Origin of the sequence: Brucella oryzae (assembly GCF_041929965.1) — a bacterium.
Classification (GTDB): Bacteria; Pseudomonadota; Alphaproteobacteria; order Rhizobiales; family Rhizobiaceae; genus Brucella; species Brucella oryzae.
Window position 1 is genome coordinate 152,922 of the sequence record NZ_JBHEEO010000006.1, and the last position, 21,359, is coordinate 174,280.

Genomic DNA, 21,359 nt, shown 5'->3' on the forward strand with positions numbered 1-21,359 from the left:
ATGAGGGATGAGTGACGCCGCCGTTTCCGGCAGATTCTATGAGGTTTTCGACGTTTTCGCCGACAAGGCTCTGACTGGAAATCCGCTGGCTGTCGTTCATGATAGCGAAGGTTTGACCGATACGCGCATGCAGGCCATTGCACGCGAGTTCAATCTTTCTGAAACGGTGTTCATTTTTCCGCCGAGCAATCCCGCGCATGAAGCGGCAGTACGTATATTCACACCCGACTACGAACTTCCCTTTGCTGGACATCCAACAGTTGGAGCGGCCGTGTCGCTGGCTCGCCGTTGCAAAATGGGCAACGAAACGGACAGGCTCGTGGCTTTGGAAGAAAAAGTGGGCATTGTTCGTTGCGGTGTCATACTTGGTGAGAACAGCGCATTCGCCGAGTTCGATCTGCCTCGGTTGCCGGAAAGGCTCGACGTCAAGGTCGAGAAGGAGGAGGCCGCCGCCGCGATTGGTCTTGGCACGCATGAGATCGGATTTGAGAACCATGTACCTGCCGTCTGGAGTGCGGGCACGCCTTATCTGCTTGTGCCGGTGCATAATCTGATTGCGGCAGCAAAAGTGTCCATTGACCCGGTCTATGTGAACGAAAGTCTGCCGCACGTCGATGGCCGACCTTTACCAATTTACGTATATTGCCGCGAAACAATTCTATTCGACAGCAATTTCCATGCGCGTATGTTTGTAACTGGTGCCAATCTCTATGAAGATCCAGCTACTGGCTCTGCTGCCGCTGCCTTTGCAGGTATGATCCAGAAGAACGACAAGCCTGTTGATGGCAGCTGGCAATGGTGGATCGAGCAGGGAATGGAGATGGGGCGGCCCTCGCGGATTCGTCTTGAACTGGACGTCGCCAAGCAACAGCTCACAGGAGCACGGATTGGAGGCACCGCAGTAAAGATTGCAGAAGGACGTTTGTTCGTCTGATAGACTAGCCCCGTTTATGTTTTGATTAAGGTCAACGCCGTAACGCTGCCCTATGTTAGTTTATCGATAGATAAGCAAACAGTGGAGGCGTGTCATGATGATCAGGGAAATGTCGGAATACGATATCCGGGACATGATACAGCACACCCATCTGGGGCGGCTGGCTTATGTTCTCGATAATCGTCCGTTTATCATACCGCTCAGTTTCCGGTTCAGCGGTGGTTCGCTCTATTCTTTTACTACCGATGGGCAGAAGACCGAAGCTCTGCGCAAGAACGATGCGGTTTGCATTCTTTTCGATCATATCGAATCCCGGACCAATTGGCGTACCGTTGTATTGAACGGCCGCTATCGGGAGATCGAACGTGAGGACGAGAAGAACTCGATCGTCGCGCTTATGGCGTCGGAACCGACGTGGTGGGAGCCAGCATATATAAAGACGATTGCGAAGGACGGGAAAGAACGGAAACTCGATCCGATCTTCTTCCGTATCGATATCGACAGCGCAACAGGTCATCAGACTGGCTGATAGCGAAGAAGGCCCGATACTTTCGGGCCTTTTCGATATTGCTTTATTTTACCACCAGAACTGGCGTGTTGCCGCGAGTGAGGACTTCATAGGTTTGACTGCCGAGAAGCATTCCTTTCAGTCCGCGACGACCATGGGAAGCCATGACGATAAGATCGTTGCGCAGTTCCTTGGCTGTCTCAATGATGGATGTCGCCGGATGCGGGGCGACCTCATGCAATGTATGAATCCCGACTTCAGCTTCAGCCGCCAGTTCGCGAGCGCGAGTGAGAGCTTTATCGGCATATTCGTTCCATTCCTGCTCGAAGCGCTCAATGAAGGCAGGGCTATCCGTCCAGCCGCCCGGAAGTCCGGAAACGGAATAGGGGGCGGTTACAGTCAATACTGTCACCTTCGCACCGACTTTATGTGCCAGTTTAAATGCGTGGACGAGCCCGCGCTCTGCAAACTCTGACCCATCGGTCGTTACGAGAATATTCTTGTACATGCTGCCCTCGCTGTTGTTTTTCTATCTTTAAGCTAATGCGTTAAAGAGCCATATCAAACCCCTTGCCTGACAAGTTGTTTAGACGGAACTATTTCATGCCTCTCGACTGCGACACATTTCATGCCAGCTGGATAGCGACAGTTCTCAATCTGGATTGGCCGTCGCGTAGTTCATCCCGCATTGAGAACGATGCCGAACGCATAAAGCGCCAGAAGCAGGAATTGCTCAAGCTTTTTGATGAAGCATCCGAGCATGGTATCAATGCCGTCATTTTTCAGGTTTCGCCGACTGCCGATGCATTTTACCAGTCATCCTATTTGCCGTGGTCTTCCTATCTGACTGGAACTCTCGGTAAAGATCCGGGCTTTGATCCGCTGAAGTTTGCAATTCACGAAGCGCATAAGCGCGGCATAGAACTGCATGCATGGCTTAATCCTTATCGTGTCTCAATGGATACGAAGCCGTCTACCCGCAAGGAATTGCAGAATTCGTCAAACGAGTCGCCAGTCAGTGTTTTCAAGTCCCATCCAGATTGGGTCGGTGTTTCAGCCGACCGTTATGTCCTCGATCCCGGTATTCCGGCGGTTCGCGAGTGGGTGACGAATGTGACGACAGAGGTCGTGCAGAAATATGATGTCGACGGCATTCAGTTCGATGATTATTTCTACTACGAAACAGCATCGTCGAAACTTAACGATGACAAATCATATGCACGGTTTGGCACACGCTTTTCGAGCAAATATGAATGGCGCCGCTACAATACCCATACGCTGGTGCGGGAAATTTCAGACAGGATAAAAGCCACCAAACCAAATGTCCGTTTTGGTATCAGCCCGAGCGGTGTATGGCGCAACGCTGCGGAGGATACGCGCGGTTCTGCAACCCGTGCCGGAAAAACCAACTATGACGGAGATTTTGCTGACACCCGGCGTTGGGTGAAAGAAGGCATGATCGACTATATCGCGCCGCAGATTTATTGGTCCTTTGGCCGCAAAGATGTGTCCTATGGGACGATTGCCAAATGGTGGGCCGATACGGTTCGCGGTACGAAGACTGATCTCTATATCGGCTTGGCACTCTATCGGGCGGGCTCCGGAACCACACTTGAGCCTAGTTGGCAGGCGGGTGAGGGCGTAACCGAAATTAAACGCCAGTTAGAACTCAATGAATCTTTGCCAGAGGTGAAAGGGAGCATTCTCTTTCGTCAGGGGTTCCTCTCTGACCCGAAGCTCGAAGCTGTGTCGAACTATCTGAAGACGACGTGGGGCAAATGCGGGCCGCGGAAAGTTGACGGAAAAAAATGATGACGGATTGCTGAATTGTGGCTTGTTTGATTGAAATCAAAGAGCTTCGTTTGAGCGGGTGCTAACTAACAATCGTTGCCGGTTTCCACCAGAGTCGGTGACCCGGGGTGCTGAGGCCCTACTCGAATGGCACCCCGGCAAATCAATCTGTCGAGCGCATGAGCGCGATCTTTCCGTAACGTCGCCTATCGACAGCCAGCGGGTGCTGTCGGCGTTGCTCCCCTCTGTTTCATCAAATCAGCACCCGCGTCTCCAACAACCTTGTTACATATTTTAGCGGTTCTTGATCCTAATCAAGGCGGACGATTGCCACCGTGGTTAGAGCAGATCCAACCGGGAGTTTGCGTTTTTGGATCGCTCCCCCAATTCACCGGTTGCTAAATGAAAAGGTAGTTCCATATCCTCCCAAAAAGGTTCTGGCCGATGCCAGAGGCAGGGCGGGGGATAATGAAACCCCTTGCAAGCAGCGACCGCTTGCCGGTGCTTCATTTGAAGACGGCATTGTGACGACGATGGCAATGAGGGTGTTTCATTATGGCTTTCAACCGTAAGCAATGGATACTGGCAGGAGCGATTATCGTCCTTGCCGCGGGTGGATATTATGCTTGGAAAGCGCTGAACGGCGATGGGTTGCCGGAAGATATCGCCAAGGGCAACGGTCGCATCGAGGCGGTTGAGATCGATATTTCGACGAAGAGTCCGGGGCGTATTCGCGAAATCCTCGCAGATGAGGGCGATTTCGTGCAGGCAAATGACATTCTCGCACGCATGGATACGGATCAGTTGGAAAGTCAGCGCAAGCAGGCTGAGGCGCAATTGCGCCGGGCAGAGATTGGTATAGAGACGGCGCGCAGTCTTGTCACGCAGCGCGAAGCCGAGCACACGGCTGCAGAGGCGATCGTGGCACAGCGGGAAGCGCAACTGGATGCTGCCCAGCGTCGTTTGGCTCGCTCCCAGCAATTGACGCAATCGCGCACCGTTTCGCAACAGGTTCTCGACGATGATCGCGCCACGGCGCAGGGTGCAGAAGCGGCTGTTGGTGCAGCCAAGGCGCAGCTTGCGGCCACGGAAGCAGCCATTGGAGCTGCCAAGGCACAGGTCGTGGATGCCGAGGCATCCGTCGAGGCTGCCAGAGCGGCGATTGCAACGATTGAAGCCGACATCAACGACGCTACCTTGAGAGCGCCGAAGCCGGGACGTGTTCAATACCGCGTTGCCCAACCGGGGGAAGTACTTTCCGCAGGTGGGAGGGTGCTCAATCTTGTCGACGTCAGCGACGTTTATATGACCTTCTTTCTACCGACGGCGCAGGCCGGGCGGGTGGCCATGGGTGCCGATGCCCGGATTGTTCTCGATGCCGCGCCGCAATATGTCATTCCAGCAAAGATCAGCTTTGTGGCTGACGTGGCTCAATTTACGCCGAAGACCGTTGAAACGGAGGAAGAGCGCCAGAAGCTGATGTTCCGCGTAAAGGCGAAAATCCCGCAAGAACTGCTTCAAAAATATATCCAGCAGGTGAAAACCGGATTGCCGGGCATGGCTTATGTCAAGCTTGACCCTAATGCTGAGTGGCCGAAAAATCTTGCGGAAACCGTGAAATGAACGACGTTCCTGTCAAAGCTGGCGCTGGTAACGACAGCTTTGTTGTTCAGGCGCAGGGCGTAGGGCTGTCCTACGGGAAAACGCATGCACTGCGCGAGGTCAATCTTGATATTCCTACTGGTTGCATGGTTGGTTTGATCGGGCCTGACGGGGTTGGAAAATCGAGCCTGTTATCGCTGGTCGCCGGAGCGCGAACGATGCAACAGGGACGCATTGAGGTTCTCGGTGGTGATATTTCTGACAAGCGCCACCTTCAGTCCGCTTATCCCCGCATTGCCTATATGCCGCAGGGACTTGGAAAGAACCTCTATCCCACACTTTCGGTGTTCGAGAATATCGACTTTTTCGGACGGCTGTTCGGACATAATCGAAAAGAGCGTGAGCGTCGCATCGCCGATCTTCTGGCGCGCACGGGCATGTCGGCATTCGCGGATCGTCCGGCTGGCAAGCTATCAGGCGGGATGAAGCAGAAGACCAGCCTCTGCTGCTCGCTGATCCACGATCCTGATCTGCTCATTCTCGACGAGCCGACAACCGGCGTTGACCCATTGTCTCGACGCCAGTTCTGGGAACTGATCGATGACATCCGCAAGGATCGTCCCGGAATGAGTGTCATCGTCGCCACGGCCTATATGGAAGAGGCCGAGCGTTTCGACTGGCTGGTCGCTATGAATGATGGGCAGATTCTGGCGACGGGTACACCGCACGAATTGCTGCAGCGCACCAACACCCCAAATCTCGATGCGGCTTTTATCGCGCTCTTGCCGGAAGAATTGCGAAAAGGCCATCAGGATATCGAAATTCCACATCGCGACTTCGGCGCGGATGCTGAGATCGCAATCGAAGCAGAACACGTCACCGTTCGCTTCGGCAACTTCACTGCCGTGAACAATGTAAGTTTTCGAATTCCGCGTGGTGAAATCTTCGGGTTTCTGGGGTCCAACGGTTGCGGCAAGACCACGACCATGAAGGTTTTGACCGGGTTGTTACCTGCCAGTGAGGGAACGGCGCGGCTGTTCGGGCGAGAGGTTGATCCCAAGGATATCGATATACGTCGCCATGTCGGATACATGTCGCAAGCGTTTTCGCTCTATTCAGAGTTGACTGTTCGTCAGAATCTGGAACTCCATGCCAAATTGTTCGATATGGCACCGGATCTGACCGAGCGCCGTATTCAGGAATTGACCGAACGCTTCGATCTTATTGAGGTCATGGATTCCTTACCCGACGCCTTGCCGCTCGGTATCCGCCAGCGCCTGTCACTGGCTGTGGCTTTGATCCATTCACCTGATATTCTCATTCTTGATGAGCCGACATCAGGTGTGGACCCGGTCGCTCGCGATGCTTTCTGGCAAATCCTCGCCGATCTGTCGCGCAAGGACAATGTTACGATCTTCGTTTCTACCCATTTCATGAATGAAGCCGAGCTTTGCGACCGGATTTCGCTGATGCATGCAGGTAAAGTTCTGATTAGCGATACGCCTAAGGCGATTACCGAAAGTCGCCATGCTAAGACTCTGGAAGAAGCTTTCGTCGCATATCTTCAGGAGGCTATTGGCGAGACAGAACAAACAGTGGCGTCGCCTGCAATTCTCCCAGAACCGACGACAGAGATAGGCGAGACGCACCCAAAGAAGGCGTCAAGCTGGTTGCCGGACCTGCGGCGAATGCTGGCCTATACGCGGCGCGAGGCGCTGGAACTGAAACGCGATCCGATCCGTGCAACATTGGCTATTCTCGGTAGCGTTATCCTGATGTTTGTCATTGGCTATGGTATTAACCTGGATGTCGAGGATCTGAAATTTGCGGTACTCGACCGTGACGATACGACGATAAGCCGTGACTATACGCAGCAGATTGCAGGTTCGCGCTATTTTTCCGAACAGCCTCCAATAACCGACTACGATGATCTGGACCGACGAATGCGTGATGGTGAGATCAGTCTGGCTATCGAGATACCGCCGAATTTCGCCGCAGATGTCATGCGTGGGCGCTCGGTGGAGGTTGCCGCCTGGATTGACGGCGCTATGCCCACACGAGCCGAGACGATCAAAGGCTATGTTCAGGGCATGCATGCCAACTGGCTGACGCAGAAAGCCCGTGAGCTCTACGGTAGTGTGGCGAATGTCGGCAGTTTCAACTTAGAGATACGCTACCGCTATAATCCCGATGTGCAAAGCCTCGTGGCAATGGTGCCGGCGGTGATTCCGTTGCTGCTACTCATGATCCCTTCGATGCTGGCAGTGTTGAGCGTCGTTCGCGAAAAAGAATTGGGGTCGATTATCAATTTTTACGTAACGCCCGTGACGAAATTCGAGTTTCTGTTCGGCAAGCAACTGCCCTATATCGGGCTGGCATTTTTGAATTTCCTGATGCTGACAGCCTTTGCGGTGTTTATTTTCCGGGTGCCGTTTACGGGAAGCTTCCCGACTTATGCGCTGGCGGCGCTTCTCTATGTCACGATTGCGACCGGCATGGGGTTGGTGCTGTCCACCTTCATGAACAGCCAGATCGCAGCGATCTTCGGAACGGCGCTTCTGACACTCATTCCGGCTGTGCAATATTCAGGCATTATTGATCCCGTGTCGTCGCTGCAAGGTGCGGGCGCGTTCATCGGCAAAATCTATCCGGCGACCTATTTCGTAACCATTTCGCGCGGGGTTTTCTCCAAGGCCTTGGGGTTTGCCGATCTCGCAGGCTCGTTTTTGCCGCTGCTGATTGCGGTGCCGGTTCTCATGGCGCTCGCTATCGTTCTTCTCAAGAAACAGGCGAGCTAAGATGCGGATATCCAACATATTCCAGCTTGGCGTGAAGGAACTGCGCGGTCTGGTGCGCGATCCAATGCTGCTGATCCTGATCGTCTATGCCTTTACGCTTGCTATTTATACGGCTTCGAAAGCGATGCCTGAGACTCTCAACAATGCGGCGATAGCGATTGTCGATGAAGATCAGTCGCCTGTTTCGAGCCGGATCACGACGGCATTTTATCCGCCATATTTCGTACCGCCGAAGCTGATTTCATCCTACGAAATGGATGCCCGGATGGATGAGGGGCTTGATACATTTGCACTGAACATACCGCCGAATTTCCAACGTGATCTTCTGGCGGGACGTTCACCGACGATCCAGCTCAATGTCGATGCGACCCGGATGAGCCAGGCCTTTACTGGTGGTGGTTATGTGCAGTCGATTGTTTCGAGTGAAGTGAGCGAATTTCTCAATCACTATCGCGGCAGTGCGCAAACGCCCGTTGATCTCAATCTCAGAGCGCGGTTCAATCAGGATTTGAACAAGGGCTGGTTCGGCGCGATCAACAATGTGATTTCGTCGGTCACAATGCTATCGATCATTCTGACGGGCGCCGCGCTCATTCGGGAACGCGAACACGGAACGATAGAACATCTGCTGGTGATGCCGGTAACGCCGGTTGAAATTATGGTCAGCAAGATATGGTCCATGGGGCTGGTCGTGTTGGTTGCCTCGGCATTTGCATTGGTTTTCGTGGTGCAGGGACTACTTGCCGTTCCGATCTATGGTTCGGTATTGCTGTTTCTCGTTGGTGCAGCGCTCCAGCTTTTCGCAACGACCGGCCTTGGTATTTTTCTGGCCACTGCGGCTGGTTCGATGCCGCAGTTCGGAATGTTGCTCATGCTGGTGCTATTGCCGTTGCAAGTACTTTCAGGGGGGACAACGCCGCGCGAAAGCATGCCGGAAATCATCCAGACAATCATGCTGGCAGCGCCGAATACGCATTTCGTCATATTGGCGCAATCGATCCTGTTTCGTGGAGCAGGGTTGAGCGTCGTCTGGCCGCAATTTCTGGCACTGATTGTCATTGGCTCAGTGTTGTTCTACTTCGCGCTCCAGCGTTTCCGTGCATTCCTGCGATAGGAAAATTCTTTGAAAACAGGAGGCTGAATCCATTCCTTGCGAATGTGATTCAGTTTTCTGTGCTGGATTGCGCTTTAGCGGAGTTGCGAATCCTTAACCATGTTGCTATCGCAATTCTCAGGAAACGGTTCCGCTGTTCAGGCGGATGAAAAGGGAACACGGTGAAGCCATTTGGCTGATGCCGCGACTGCCCCCGCAACTGTAACCGGAGAGCTATCCTCCACAGCCGCGCAAGCGGTGAAAGCCACTGAGAGCAATCGATGCGCTCGGGAAGGCGGAGGGAAAGTGACGACCCGGAAGTCAGGAGACCTGCCGTATCCGGTCACCCATGCATGGATACGGGGTGTGTCCAGGCGCGGCTGTCCGTGGCGGTGACATTGTTGAAATGTTGCCGTCGGGAAGAAGGGCGCTTCAGTGCCAATATCACTTCAACCTGCGGTGCGAGGAAAAGCCGGTATCGGTCTCCGGTTCGGCGGGTTGAGGGAAAATGCATCTTTTGAAATCATCAGTTCTATTGGTATCGGCCAGTATTCTTGCGCCGCCGTCCGCGGCGCTTGCTAAAAGTCCGCCGGACAGCGATGGCGTCGTCGTTCTTGATACAATCGTGGTCACACCATTGCGCCGCGCGTCTTCGCTGCAGCGTTCGACCTCGTCGGTGACAGTCATCGATTCAGTGGACATAGAACGCTCGGCCGCTCCCGATCTGCAATCGTTGTTGAAGTCCTATAGCGGTATCTCCGTAAAGACGAATGGCGGGCAGGGCTCGTCGTCGGATATTTACATGCGCGGCATGTCTTCCAAGCAGACGGTCGTTCTCATCAATGGTGTGCGCACAGCGTCGGCGACAACCGGTGCAACCGCGCTTGCGAACATTCCTCTGAGTTCCATCGACCGTGTTGAAATTGCCAAAGGCTCTCATTCTGCGCAATACGGTGCCGATGCCATGGGTGGAGTGATCAATATCATCACCAAGCAGGGCGGAGCCTGCGGTGAGCGCTCCTGGTGCGGTAGTCTTTCTACCGGTGTCAGCCATCCGTGGGGTGGCTATGCTTCCGGGTCTATTCAGGGGCGAAGCAACGACGGTATCGACTATGCTTTTGGCGCAGCTATAACCGGCACGCAGGGATACGACTTCACCACATCGGACGCCTATGGCCATGAACCGGATCGCGACGGATTCCTGCAAGGCTCTTTCAACTTTGCCCTGTCGAAGGATTTCGACTGGGGTAAAATTTATGCGGATGGTCTCCTTAGCCGTGGGCGCAATCAGTATGACGCCAAGGCGCCGTCACCGAACCAGGCCGATAGCACCGCATTTACGGGCAAGATCGGAACGCGCATCGATCATACGGCGGATTGGTCGTCTACGCTGGAATTCAGCACCGGTATCGACAACAGCCGCAATTTCCGGAAAGGCGTGAGCGGTTCGGACCGGTTTGAAACCAAGCGTTATGGTGTCTTTGCCTCGACCGAAAAGAGTTTTGACACCGGCACGGTCAACCACACCGCGACCGCTGGTGTGGAAGCTTATCGTGAGGAGATCAACACCACCGTTGCTTATGATGAAACCAGCCGCGATCTGGCTGCTGTATTCGGTCAATATTCGCTCGAATATGAGGCGCTGCGCTTCGATGGCGGGCTGCGTTATGACCATAACGGCCAGTTTGGCGATGTCGTGACCTATAATCTGGGTACGAGTTATGAAGTTCTGCCAGACCTTGTTTTACGGTCATCCTATGCCACGGGTTTTCGGGCACCAACATTCAACGAACTCTATTATCCGGGCTTCGCCAACCCTGATTTGCAGCCGGAAAAGTCCCGTTCGTATGAAGTTGGCTTGAACTGGCAGGCTACGGCTTCGACAAGCCTTGATATGGCGTTCTATCAGACATGGTTGCGCGATGCGATCATGAGCACCGCGCCATCTTATCTGCCCTACAACGTCGCTAGCGCGAAGGTTACGGGCTTCGAAGCCACATTGGCGCATCGTTTTGATGACCGCTGGGGCGTCAAGGGATCGGTTGATCTGAAACAGCCAATCGATAAGGATACGGATAAAGATCTTCCCTATCGCGAACGTTTCAAGGCAGCGGCTGAGATCAACTTCAAGCCAATTGAAAAGCTCGATCTGACTGCGAGATTGATCTATGGCGGTTCGCGCTATGTCGATGCCGCGAACAGCAAGAAACTTGGAGATTATGTGACGGCTGATTTCGTGGCACTCTATTCCATAGACAAACAATCGCAGTTGAAGTTCTCAGTCGAGAATATCTTTGACAAGGACTATCAGAGCAGCTCTGGCTATATTGCACCGGGACGCACAATCAATGTCGGATTGACTCGCAATTTCTGAGGTTGAACAGAGAATGAAAAGGGCGTCCGCAAAATGGATCACCAGCTTCTGCCTCGCGGCGGGGCTGGCCCTATTCGTTCGAAATTCGGCAGATGCGGCGGACATTCCTCGGCACGTCGTTTCCATCAACGTATGCACCGATCAGCTGGCATTGCTGCTGGCTAATGAAGGCCAGTTGCGGTCGGTTTCGTACTTGTCGCAGGACCCGGAGCTGTCTGTCGTGGCTGCGAAAGCCCGGGAGTTGCCAGTCAACCATGCGCAGGCCGAAGAAGTCTTTCTGATGAAACCTGATCTTGTGCTGGCGGGAACATTCTCGTCGAGAGCAACGGTTGGGCTGCTGCGGAGGCTGGGTGTTCGTGTGGAAGAGTTTGCGCCGGCCCGCTCGTTCGGTGATATAGAAGACCATCTGCGCCGCATGGGTGAGTTGCTCGGAAGAAAGGCAGAAGCAAGTCGGGAAATCGACAAAATGAAAGCTGCTTTGGCGGCAATTCGACCTCCAGTCCTCCGCAAGACGGTCGTGCTTTACTATGCCAATAGTTACACATCTGGCCGGGGAACGCTGGTCGATGAAGCTGTGCGCCTTGCCGGACTTGATAATCTGGCTGACAAGGCAGGCGTTAGCGGTTCTGCTCCGCTGCCGTTGGAAAAGCTGGTGCTCGAAAAGCCGGATATTCTGGTGCGTAGTTCAAGAGATCGTGCGCCTGCGCTGGCTTTCGAGAATTTCGAACATCCGGCGTTGCGGGCGCTTGAAAAACAGGTGAGAGCGGTGACGATAGCGGATAATCTGACGGTTTGCGGTGGGCCATTCAGCGTTGAAGCCGTGGCGGAACTTGCGGAGGCGGCGCGTGACTGAACGTAACCGCTTCTATCTTCTGCTCGGCGGGCTGGCCATGCTTGTGGTTTTGCTCTTCATTGTTTCGTTGCTGACCGGGCCGGCGGCGATCAGTATCCCTGACAGCCTCAAGGCGCTTTTGGGTGATGACAGCGAAATGATCGTGCTGGTCATGCGCGAAATTCGCTTGCCTCGGGCACTGCTTGCGCTCCTCATCGGAGCCTCGCTCGGATTGTCTGGAGCTGCTTTGCAAGGTTATTTACGCAACCCGCTCGCGGAACCGGGTTTGCTTGGAGTGAGCGCATCTGCGTCATTCGGCGCTGTCATTGCTATCTATAGCGGCCTGTCGCTTCTGTTTCCGCTGGCCTTGCCGCTGCTCGCACTGGCAGGCGCTTTCGTGTCGGTGTTTCTTGTCAAGCTTCTGGCGGGACGCAATGCCGGTACGCTTGCGGTCATATTGGCAGGCGTCGCGGTGACCAGTCTCGCCGGTGCATTGACGGCGCTGGCGCTCAACCTGTCGCCCAACCCGTTTGCCGCAATGGAAATCGTCTTCTGGATGTTGGGATCGCTGGCTGATAGATCAATGACGCATGTGGTTCTCTCCGCACCATTTATCCTTATTGGCTGGGCGATGCTTCTGGCACTCGGACGATCACTCGACGGTCTGACACTGGGGGCAGATGCTGCAGCCACGATGGGCGTTAATCTGGCTCGTGTGCAGCTTTTTGCCGTGCTGGGTACAGCTGCCTGCGTGGGTGCTTCCACCGCTGTTGCCGGTGCCATCGGTTTCGTAGGGCTGGTCGTTCCTCATCTTCTGCGTCCGCTTGTCGGTGCGCGTCCATCACGATTGCTGGTTGCAAGCGGTTTCGGCGGGGCCGCCCTGTTGTTGGCGGCTGACGTATTGGTGCGTGTCGTCATGCCGGGGCGTGAACTGAAACTGGGCGTTCTGACGGCAATCATTGGCGCACCATTCTTTCTATGGCTTGTGTTCAAGTATCGGAGGCAGCTTGTATGACATCGCTTTCGATAAAAAATCTTTCTGTTACGCTTGGCGGGAAGGCGGCACTCAGCGACGCAAGTTTCGATATTCATGGCGGTGAATTCATCGGGCTGATCGGACCCAACGGTGCCGGGAAAACGACATTGTTGCGCGCCATTGTGGGACTTGTGAGGTCCAGCGGGGATATTTCGCTCGACACGGGCGATGTGCGCTACATGAGCGCTTCAACAAAAGCGCGGAACCTCGCTTATCTGCCGCAGGAGCGTGATGTTGCGTGGCCGGTATCAGTGGAGATGCTTGTTTCTTTGGGACGCTCTGCCCTGAAGCCGGTTTTTGCGAGCATGAGTGCACAGGATAAAGCTCTCATCGAGACTGCAATGCAGCGTATGGACGTTACCCGATTTCGGGAAAGGTCGGCGATCGAGCTTTCCGGTGGAGAGCGGGCACGAGTGCTGATTGCGCGTGTTCTGGCGCAAGATACGCCCGTAATACTCGCTGATGAGCCGGTAGCCGGGCTCGATCCTTCTCATCAGCTTGGATTGATGGAAAGTTTTGCCGAGCTCGCGAAGGAGGGAAGGACTGTTGTCGCCTCATTGCATGAGTTGAGCCTTGCGGCACAGCATTGCACGCGCCTTATTTTGCTCGACAAGGGACGTATCGTTGCAGATGGGGAGCCAACGAAAGTTCTCACGCCACAGTTGCTGCACGACGTCTATGGTATTCGAGCGAAAATCATGATGGTGGATGGCGAGTTCATCGTCCATCCGACCTCTCGTATAGGCTAGACATTCTTCCAGTGACTCTCGCGGGAAGAAGCATAGATCGTTTCCACGGTTTTCTGGACTTCATATCCTTCGCGAAAATCGGCGTGATTGTTCTTCTGTCCCGCAATGGCAAGCAGGAAGTCACGAACTTCGATCGTTTTGAGATCGTTGAAGCCGATTTGGTGGCCACCCGCTACGCAAAATGCACCATAGGGTTCGTGTTCAGGCCCTGCGAAAATCTTGCGGAAGCCCTGCTGTCCTTTTCTGTCGGAAAAGAGAAACAGGTCGAGTTCGTTGAAGCGCTCCTGTGAAAAGAATAGGGAACCCTTCGATCCCGAAATCTCAAAATCGTGCTGCATCTTGCGTCCGCTGGCGATCCAGCTTGCTTCGAGTGTGCCGGTTGCCCCGTTTTCAAAATGCATGAAAGCGTGGCAGGCATCGTCTACTTCGACGGGTTTTATCTGCGAAAGGTGCAAACTATCTGGGCGCTCGCTAATAATAGTGACTGCGTTCCCCATAACAGCTTCTATCGGCCCGACAAGATAGCGCGCAGCCGCGATGATATGGCTGCCAATATCGGCTAGCGCTCCGCCACCACCTGCCGGATCAAGCCGCCAGGTCCACGGAATGCGAGCATCGGCCATGAAATCTTCGGCATGAATACCGCGAAAATTGCGAATTTCACCTAGCTCTCCGCTGTCGATGATTTCCTTGGCCAGTTTTATCATCGGATTTTTCAGATAGTTGAACCCAACGGCAGTCTGAACACCTTTCCGTTCCGCGGCGAGCGTCATTTCGAGGCATTCGGCAGCGGTGGGCGCAAGCGGCTTTTCGCAATAGACGTGTTTGCCCGCTTCAATGGCGGCGAGCGCCATCTCCCTGTGAAACCGGTTTGGCGTCGTGATGTCGATGAGATTGATATCCGGGTTGGTGATCAATTCCCGCCAATCTCCAGTGGCATTTGCAAATCCCAGTTGTTTTGCGGCTTTTGACGCCGTTTCAGAATTCACATCGGCCAATGTGTGAAGCTGCACATCGATAGGTAGGTCGAAAACGCGATTGACGTTAGCAAGCGCAAGGGCGTGCGTCTTGCCCATGAAGCCGGACCCGATCAAGCCCGCCACCACAACCTCAGCCCTATCAGCCATTGTCATTCCTCCAGAAACGATGGTCGAAGCGTTTGGCGCTGCGCAACTCCTTTGGGAAATAAGCATATCGTCGGCAGCTTATGCGATTGACATGAGCTATCAGAAATGGAATTATAATTCTACAAGAGTTTGTTATGAATGTTTCATTCTATTGAAAAGATCCATGATCTGCATGTGTTCACGGGTAAAAAGCTTGGAGGAGCGCCGGAATACAGCAGGCGGAAGGTAAAGCGTTAACGCAAACCGGCGGGGAGTGCCGGACAAGGGAGGAGTGAACATGCAATCTCTATTGAAGTCGGCCGTAGCCGGGGTGGCCTTGCTGGCTGCGTCTTTCGCAGCTCACGCGGCCGATATTAATATCGTCGTCGTCAGCCATGGTCAGGCTTCGGACCCGTTCTGGTCTGTCGTGAAGAACGGCGTTGCCGAAGCGGCGAAGGATACGGGCGCGAAAGTCGAATATCGTGCACCGGAAACCTTTGACATGGTGCAGATGGCCCAGCTTATCGACGCCGCGATCAACCAGAAGCCACAGGGTATTGTGGTTTCCATTCCAGATGCGGATGCGCTTGGACCGTCGATCCAGCGTGCTGTAGCAGCTGGTATTCCGGTCATTTCCATGAATTCCGGCTCCGATGCCTCGAAGAAGCTTGGCGCTCTGCTGCATGTCGGTCAGGATGAATTCGATGCCGGTAAGGTCGCAGGCGAAGCATTGAAGAATGCTGGCGGCAAGAAGGGCATTTGCGTCAATCAGGAAGTGGGTAACGTTTCGCTCGATCAGCGCTGCGCAGGCTTCAAGGAAGGCTTTGGCGATGTAACGGTTCTGCCGACATCGACCGATCCTGCTGAAAACGAAGCCAAGGTTCGTGCTGCCTTGGCATCTGACGCTGCCGTCGACACAATCCTGACGCTCAATGCGACATTGGCAGGTGAACCGGCTGTGAAAGCCGCTGCCGAAAGCGGTCGCAGTGGAATCCATGTTGCGACGTTCGATATGTCGGCGGGCTTCCTGGAAGCTGTCGAAAAGGGACAGGCGGATTTCGCCATCGACCAGCAGCAGTTCCTGCAAGGCTATCTTCCGGTATCGTTCCTCGCGCTTAACGCGAAGTACGGTTTGATGCCGGGTGGCAATGTCCCGTCGGGCCCGAACCTGATCACCAAGGACAAGGCCAAGCAGGTCGTGGAACTTTCGGCCAAGGGCATCCGGTAAGCATCGTTTCGACCATCTGATATCGAACCCGCCCATGAAAATGGGCGGGAACGGGTCTCTGTACCCAGAATGCATCAGGAGAAGATCATGAGTGAGCCACTTCCCCATGAAAAGGCCAACACAGCGGCGCTATCGAAGGATGAGCGGCTTCAGTCGGCGAGCCCGATGCAACGGCTCCTGAGCCGACCGGAATTAGGAGCGGTATCCGGCCTGATCCTAATTACGGTCTTTTTCGTTTCAGTTGCCAATCCGGCGATGTTTACTGCTGCCGGCATCATGAATTTCATGGCGCCTGCTTCGCAGCTTGGAATTCTGGCGGTCGCTGCAGCGCTTCTCATGATCGGCGGTGAATTCGACTTGTCTATCGGCTCGATGGTAGCTTTTGCAGGCCTGATCTTTGCGGCTGCTCTGGTCGTCTGGCAGGTGCCGCTTGGTGTCGCCATCATCGTCACGCTGCTGTTTGCTGCATTCGTAGGTGTGGTGAATGCGCAGATTGTTATCCGTACTGGATTGCCATCATTTATTGTGACGCTCGCGTTTCTGTTCATTTTGCGTGGTCTGTCGCTAGTCGGGCTGAAATGGGCAACAGGTGGCGCTACGCAGCTGCGCGGCGTGAAGGAAGCTGTAGCGGGCAGTTATCTTGCGGGCCTGTTTTCCGGCGATGCTTTTCAGGGACTTTTCGCCTGGATGGCTGAAAACGATCTGATTGACAAATTTCCCAATGGTGAGCCTTCGGTAAAAGGTGTGCCGGTCGAGGTTCTCTGGTTCATCGCCATTGCCCTTATCGCAACCTATGTGCTGGTGCGCACACGCTTCGGTAACTGGATTTTCGCGGCCGGTGGCGACGCTCTGGCTGCACGCAATTCCGGTGTCCCCGTACGACGCGTCAAGACGACACTCTTCATGTGCACGGCAATGGCTGCGGCGTTGGTGGCTATCCTTACCGTTCTGGATGCTGGTTCAACCGATGCGCGCCGTGGCTTCCAAAAGGAGTTCGAGGCGATTATCGCTGCGGTTATCGGCGGCTGTCTGCTGACCGGCGGCTATGGTTCTGCAATTGGTGCGTTCTTCGGCGCGATCATCTTCGGCATGGTGCTGATCGGGCTGACCTATACCCAGATCGATCAGGACTGGTATCTGGTCTTCTTGGGAGGAATGCTTCTGATCGCGGTGCTCTTCAATAATTTCATTCGCAAGCGTGCGACCGGCGAGCGCTGAGAGGGAGAGTTACCATGACGACACCCATAATTGAAGTTCGCAATCTTGTTAAACATTTCGGTCCGGTCATTGCGTTGAACGGCGTCTCGCTGAGCGTGGAAGCGGGACAGGTGCATTGTCTGCTTGGCGACAATGGTGCAGGCAAATCAACCCTGATCAAGACGCTTTCTGGTGTTCACAAGCCGACCAGCGGAGAGTTTCTGGTCGAGGGGAAGCCGGTCATCTTCAAAAGCCCACGCGATGCGCTGGATCATGGCATTGCAACCGTTTATCAGGATCTTGCGATGATCCCGCTGATGTCGGTCATGCGCAATTTCTTTCTCGGACGCGAACCGACCAAAGGTGTCGGTCCGTTCCGCTGGTTCGACACGCAGCAGGCCGAAGAAGTAACGCGTGAGGAGATGCGCAAGATCGGGATCGATGTCCGTGATCCGCAGCAGGCTGTCGGAACGCTTTCCGGTGGTGAGCGCCAATGTGTGGCGATTGCTCGTGCCGTTTACTTCGGCGCGAAAGTGCTGATCCTCGATGAACCGACCTCTGCCTTGGGCGTGCGGCAAACCGCTATGGTTCTCAAATACATCAATCTCGTGCGTTCACGCGGGCTTGGTGTGATCTTCATTACGCATAATGTTCGTCATGCTCATGCGGTTGGTGACAAGTTCACAGTTCTCAATCGCGGTGTAACGCTTGGAACACGCACGAAGAACGATGTGGACATGGACGAACTACAAAGCCTCATGGCGGGCGGACAGGAACTCGCCGACCTGACTGCTGAACTGGGTGGTCGGGTTTGACAGGGATTTTCGGAGCGTAGAATGAGCGGACAATTCAGCGGCAAAGTTGCTGTCATCACAGGAAGCACGCAGGGGCTTGGAGCGGCAACAGCGAAACTGTTTGCGGAAAGAGGCGCAACAGGCCTCGTCATATGTGGGCGCTCGGTTGAAAAAGGACGAGCGCAGGTCGATCAACTGGCAAGTCTTGGCGCCAAAGCCGTCTTCGTGCAGGCCGACCTTGAAAAGGTGGAAGACTGCCGCAAGATCGTTTCGGAAGCCGACCGTGTTTTTGGAAAGCTAGACGTTCTCGTAAACGCTGCTGGTCTGACGGATCGGGGCACCATTCTGGACACAAGCCCGGAATTGTTCGACCGTCTGTTTGCGGTGAACACGCGGGCGCCATTCTTCCTCATTCAGGAAGCGATAAAGCTGTTCCGGCGCGACAAGGTCGAGGGAACGATTGTCAATATTTCTTCGATGTCGTCCATGGGCGGCCAGCCTTTCATTGCGGCTTATTGCGCTTCCAAGGGGGCGCTGGACACACTGACCCGCAACGTAGCCTATTCGGTTTTGCGCAATCGGATCCGCATCAATAGCCTGAATATTGGCTGGATGGCATCAGACGGCGAAGACCGTATCCAACGCGAGTTTCACAATGCGCCGGAGAACTGGCTGGATGAAGCGGCTAAGAGCCAGCCTTTCGGAAGGCTGATTGAACCAGTCGAAGTTGCCCGCGCGATAGCATTTCTGGCTTCGGAAGAATCCGGCTTGATGACTGGCGCTATCGTGAATTTCGATCAATCCATTTGGGGCGCTTACGGTTCATCTCCGCATCCCGATCAGCCGCTTTGAGTGGCTGACAGTATCTCTATGTTTGATTGAGAAGGATAGTAACCTGTTCAATAGCTGAAATGGCTCCGTAGATATTTCATCGAGAATGTGAATGCTTGGCCCGTTGCTTTGTTCATGTATTTCTTGAGCAATCTGTAAAATATTGTGAGAAATTTTTGTGACCCTGCTTGCGCTTGCAATTTCAGGTAGTTAGAGCATCTGTCTGCCTGACCGATTCAGGCTGTGTGTTTCAAGCAGTTGTTTCAGCCGTATTTACGCGATGTCGAAGCCTCCCTTTCGTCTGCGAATTCGTTCTGGCAATGGCTTGCACAGACACCGTTTTAATTTGCGCTGAAAGGACCAGCATCGTGGAGCAGGCAAAGGACGGAACCCGTAAGGGTGGGCGCAAGGCGCTGTGGGCGGCTGTTGCGGTAATCGCTATCGCTGCCGCCGGTTTGACCGGATATAAGATCACGCTTGAGAAGACGATTACGTCGCAGCTTGAAAAACGTGGCGGCAAGGCCTCTTCCATCGAAGCCGATTTTCTCGGACGTATTCATTTGCGCGACGTGACGTTGCCGCTGAAGGATGGCTCCAACGTTCGGATCGCTTCGGTTGACGGTCGCCCCAAGTTTCTGTTCCTCACCGGCATGCTGAATGCGTCGGGCATTGATACGGAGATTGGAAACTACAAGATTTCCATTCCAAGTGTGGCAATCGAGGACGCTAATTTCGATACCGCCATGCTGAAAGATACTTTCGGCAATAGCGGTCTGACGCTGCCGGAACGCGTTGGCAGGTTCTCGGCAAAGCGCCTGACTGCGCAGGAAATCAAGGTTGTCCAGACCGTCGCGAATAATGAACAGAACATCGTCTACAAGGACGTTGCACTGGAAGATATCAACCTCGGTAAGGTTGCTCGTTATACGGCGGGCGGCACGGCTTTTGACTTCACTATCCAGGTGCTTGGTGAAGACGGTGAAAAAGTCGCGGACAAGATGACAGGCACTATGGGTGCCGCAGAGGGCAAGGACATTGACGGTGTCTTCCTCGCCCGTCTCTATACCGAAAAGGCAGGCCCGGACGACAAGGAAGCAAAGCCCGTCTACGGTCCTTTCTCGGCGAAGAATATCGTCATGAAGACGAAGGATGCGAGCTTCAGCTATGATGAAATTCGCAGCAATGGTTTCACGGCTCGTATGCCTGCCGTGCCGTTCACCGAAACCTTGAAGAAGCTCCAGTCCCTTGAAAATGCGGATGAACTTTCGCCGGAAGAAACGCGCGAGCTTATTCTTCAGGTGAGCTCACTGTTCGACACCATCGGCAAGGGCGATGTTGAAATGCTCGGCATGAAGATCGAGCCAACTGATGCATCGAAGGGTAAGGGCGGTATCGAGCGCGTTGCAGTTGCTTTCGACAATCAGAAGATGGATGCGACGATCAAAGGTTTGGCTTTTTCCGAAGGTCAGGACTACATGAAAATGGAGGAAGCTTCCTTGAAGGGCTTCTCCTGGGCGACTTCAGTTGAAGCTCTGAAAAAGTTTGCAGCGCTGAATGAGGAAGAAGTTGAAAACTTCCCTTTCACGACCATGCTTCCAGAATTCGGCACACTTAAGGTAGTGGGGATCGACGCTGATCTGCCATATGAGAAGTCTGAAGATGTGGATGCTGATGAGTCGGATGGTGGAGATGAGGCGGCAATCGAAGAACCGTCGGTTCCTTCTCTACCTGAGCGTATTCAGTTCGCCATGAAGAGCTATGAAATCGCTCTCAACAAGCCTTATAACGGTATTCCGACCGATGTGCGCGTTGCTTACGAAGATATGTCGCTCAAAGTGCCGACACAGGCTGATGACGAGTTCTACCAGCAGCTTCGGAAGCTTGGTTATGATAGTCTCACCATGTCCTCAAACTTCGAGGCAAGCTGGGATGAAGCAAACCAGAACCTGATCATCAAGGATATTTCGATCAGTGGCAAGGATATGGGCTCCGTTTCCATGTCTGGTTTGATGGGCGGTCTGACCAAGGAATTCTTCTCTGGCGACAAGGTGATGATGCAGGTCGCTCTGCTTGGACTCAAGGCCAAGCAGGTAAACCTGAAGATTGAGGAAAAGGGCATCATCGCCAAGGCCATCAAGATTTATGCCGAAGAAAAAGAGGTGTCCGAAGACGAAGTGCGTAGCGTGATGTCTTTGATGGCTGCCGCCTCTCTGCAAGATCTGGCGGCGGACCAGCCACAGTTGCAGGATGTTGCGACGGCGTTTTCTACCTTCCTTGCAAAGCCGAATATTTTTGAGCTCACCGTCAAAGCGAAAGCTGAAAAGGGTATTGGCGCTCTCGAAATGGTAGCTGCATCGCAGGATCCAATTTTGCTGCTCGACAAAGTCGATATCGAAGCCAAGGCGGAATAATCGACTATTCCACCGTCATATGTGAAACGCCGATCTTTGGTCGGCGTTTCTGTAATCAGAGCTTCACCAAAACAT

General features: G+C 54.0%; 17 protein-coding genes and 1 riboswitch. Of the genes, 15 read left to right on the forward strand and 2 right to left on the reverse strand.

The genetic code is table 11. The annotated features are described in order from the left end of the window. Positions 1-7: 7 nt before the first annotated feature. Together JNC70_RS08360 and JNC70_RS08365 are read left to right on the forward strand one after the other, a co-directional pair. On the forward strand, positions 8-934 hold the full coding sequence (locus JNC70_RS08360) for a PhzF family protein (RefSeq protein ID WP_104755918.1): 927 nt from the start codon (positions 8-10) through the stop codon (positions 932-934). Positions 935-1,028: 94 nt separating this feature from the next. Then, the gene (locus tag JNC70_RS08365; RefSeq protein WP_104755917.1) at positions 1,029-1,463 is read left to right on the forward strand and encodes a pyridoxamine 5'-phosphate oxidase family protein; all 435 of its coding nucleotides are present in this window, start codon (positions 1,029-1,031) and stop codon (positions 1,461-1,463) included. Positions 1,464-1,506: 43 nt separating this feature from the next. Here the strand turns inward: JNC70_RS08365 and JNC70_RS08370 are convergent, their stop codons facing one another. Further along, positions 1,507-1,950, reverse strand: coding sequence for a universal stress protein (locus JNC70_RS08370; RefSeq protein WP_104755916.1), 444 nt, complete (start codon positions 1,948-1,950; stop codon positions 1,507-1,509). A gap of 95 nt (positions 1,951-2,045) precedes the next feature. Between JNC70_RS08370 and JNC70_RS08375 the strand changes: the two genes are divergently transcribed. From JNC70_RS08375 to JNC70_RS08410, 8 genes are all read left to right on the forward strand, one after another. Beyond that, positions 2,046-3,254 carry a glycoside hydrolase family 10-like protein gene (locus JNC70_RS08375; protein ID WP_104755915.1) on the forward strand — a complete coding sequence of 403 codons (1,209 nt, stop codon included), beginning with the start codon at positions 2,046-2,048 and terminating at the stop codon, positions 3,252-3,254. A 534-nt stretch (positions 3,255-3,788) separates the two neighbouring features. Then, positions 3,789-4,856 carry an HlyD family secretion protein gene (locus tag JNC70_RS08380; RefSeq protein ID WP_104755914.1) on the forward strand — a complete coding sequence of 356 codons (1,068 nt, stop codon included), beginning with the start codon at positions 3,789-3,791 and terminating at the stop codon, positions 4,854-4,856. Beyond that, positions 4,853-7,633, forward strand: coding sequence for a ribosome-associated ATPase/putative transporter RbbA (gene rbbA / locus JNC70_RS08385; RefSeq protein ID WP_104755913.1), 2,781 nt, complete (start codon positions 4,853-4,855; stop codon positions 7,631-7,633). Before JNC70_RS08380 ends, rbbA begins: the two co-directional genes overlap by 4 nt. A 1-nt stretch (position 7,634) precedes the next feature. Further along, a complete protein-coding gene (locus JNC70_RS08390; RefSeq protein WP_104755912.1) occupies positions 7,635-8,747 on the forward strand; it encodes an ABC transporter permease in 1,113 nt (370 codons plus the stop codon). A gap of 108 nt (positions 8,748-8,855) precedes the next feature. Beyond that, a riboswitch (cobalamin riboswitch) is annotated at positions 8,856-9,078 on the forward strand. Positions 9,079-9,234: 156 nt separating this feature from the next. Next, positions 9,235-11,100 (forward strand): TonB-dependent receptor domain-containing protein, encoded by a 1,866-nt coding sequence (locus JNC70_RS08395; RefSeq protein ID WP_104755911.1) that lies wholly within the window; start codon positions 9,235-9,237, stop codon positions 11,098-11,100. A gap of 13 nt (positions 11,101-11,113) precedes the next feature. Then, the gene (locus tag JNC70_RS08400) at positions 11,114-11,953 is read left to right on the forward strand and encodes an ABC transporter substrate-binding protein (protein WP_104755910.1); all 840 of its coding nucleotides are present in this window, start codon (positions 11,114-11,116) and stop codon (positions 11,951-11,953) included. Then, positions 11,946-12,947, forward strand: a complete 1,002-nt coding sequence (locus tag JNC70_RS08405; protein WP_104755909.1) for a FecCD family ABC transporter permease — start codon at positions 11,946-11,948, stop codon at positions 12,945-12,947. Before JNC70_RS08400 ends, JNC70_RS08405 begins: the two co-directional genes overlap by 8 nt. Next, the gene (locus JNC70_RS08410; protein WP_104755908.1) at positions 12,944-13,717 is read left to right on the forward strand and encodes an ABC transporter ATP-binding protein; all 774 of its coding nucleotides are present in this window, start codon (positions 12,944-12,946) and stop codon (positions 13,715-13,717) included. Before JNC70_RS08405 ends, JNC70_RS08410 begins: the two co-directional genes overlap by 4 nt. On the opposite strand, the gene JNC70_RS08415 is transcribed toward JNC70_RS08410, so the two are convergent. Then, complete coding sequence (locus JNC70_RS08415) at positions 13,714-14,844, reverse strand: Gfo/Idh/MocA family protein (RefSeq protein WP_104755907.1); 1,131 nt, start codon at positions 14,842-14,844, stop codon at positions 13,714-13,716. The genes JNC70_RS08410 and JNC70_RS08415 overlap by 4 nt on opposite strands. A 277-nt stretch (positions 14,845-15,121) precedes the next feature. Here JNC70_RS08415 and JNC70_RS08420 point away from each other — a divergent pair, with 277 nt between their 5' ends. The 5 genes from JNC70_RS08420 (at position 15,122) to JNC70_RS08440 (ending at position 21,284) form a co-directional block, all read left to right on the forward strand. Next, complete coding sequence (locus JNC70_RS08420) at positions 15,122-16,051, forward strand: sugar ABC transporter substrate-binding protein (protein WP_151555681.1); 930 nt, start codon at positions 15,122-15,124, stop codon at positions 16,049-16,051. An 87-nt stretch (positions 16,052-16,138) separates the two neighbouring features. After that, a complete protein-coding gene (locus JNC70_RS08425) occupies positions 16,139-17,269 on the forward strand; it encodes an ABC transporter permease (protein ID WP_104755994.1) in 1,131 nt (376 codons plus the stop codon). A gap of 14 nt (positions 17,270-17,283) precedes the next feature. Next, on the forward strand, positions 17,284-18,063 hold the full coding sequence (locus JNC70_RS08430; protein ID WP_104755905.1) for an ATP-binding cassette domain-containing protein: 780 nt from the start codon (positions 17,284-17,286) through the stop codon (positions 18,061-18,063). 21 nt (positions 18,064-18,084) lie between these two features. Continuing rightward, on the forward strand, positions 18,085-18,894 hold the full coding sequence (locus JNC70_RS08435) for an SDR family oxidoreductase (RefSeq protein WP_104755904.1): 810 nt from the start codon (positions 18,085-18,087) through the stop codon (positions 18,892-18,894). A 347-nt stretch (positions 18,895-19,241) separates the two neighbouring features. Beyond that, on the forward strand, positions 19,242-21,284 hold the full coding sequence (locus JNC70_RS08440; RefSeq protein ID WP_104755903.1) for an aq_1923 C-terminal domain: 2,043 nt from the start codon (positions 19,242-19,244) through the stop codon (positions 21,282-21,284). The last annotated feature ends 75 nt before the right edge of the window (positions 21,285-21,359 follow it).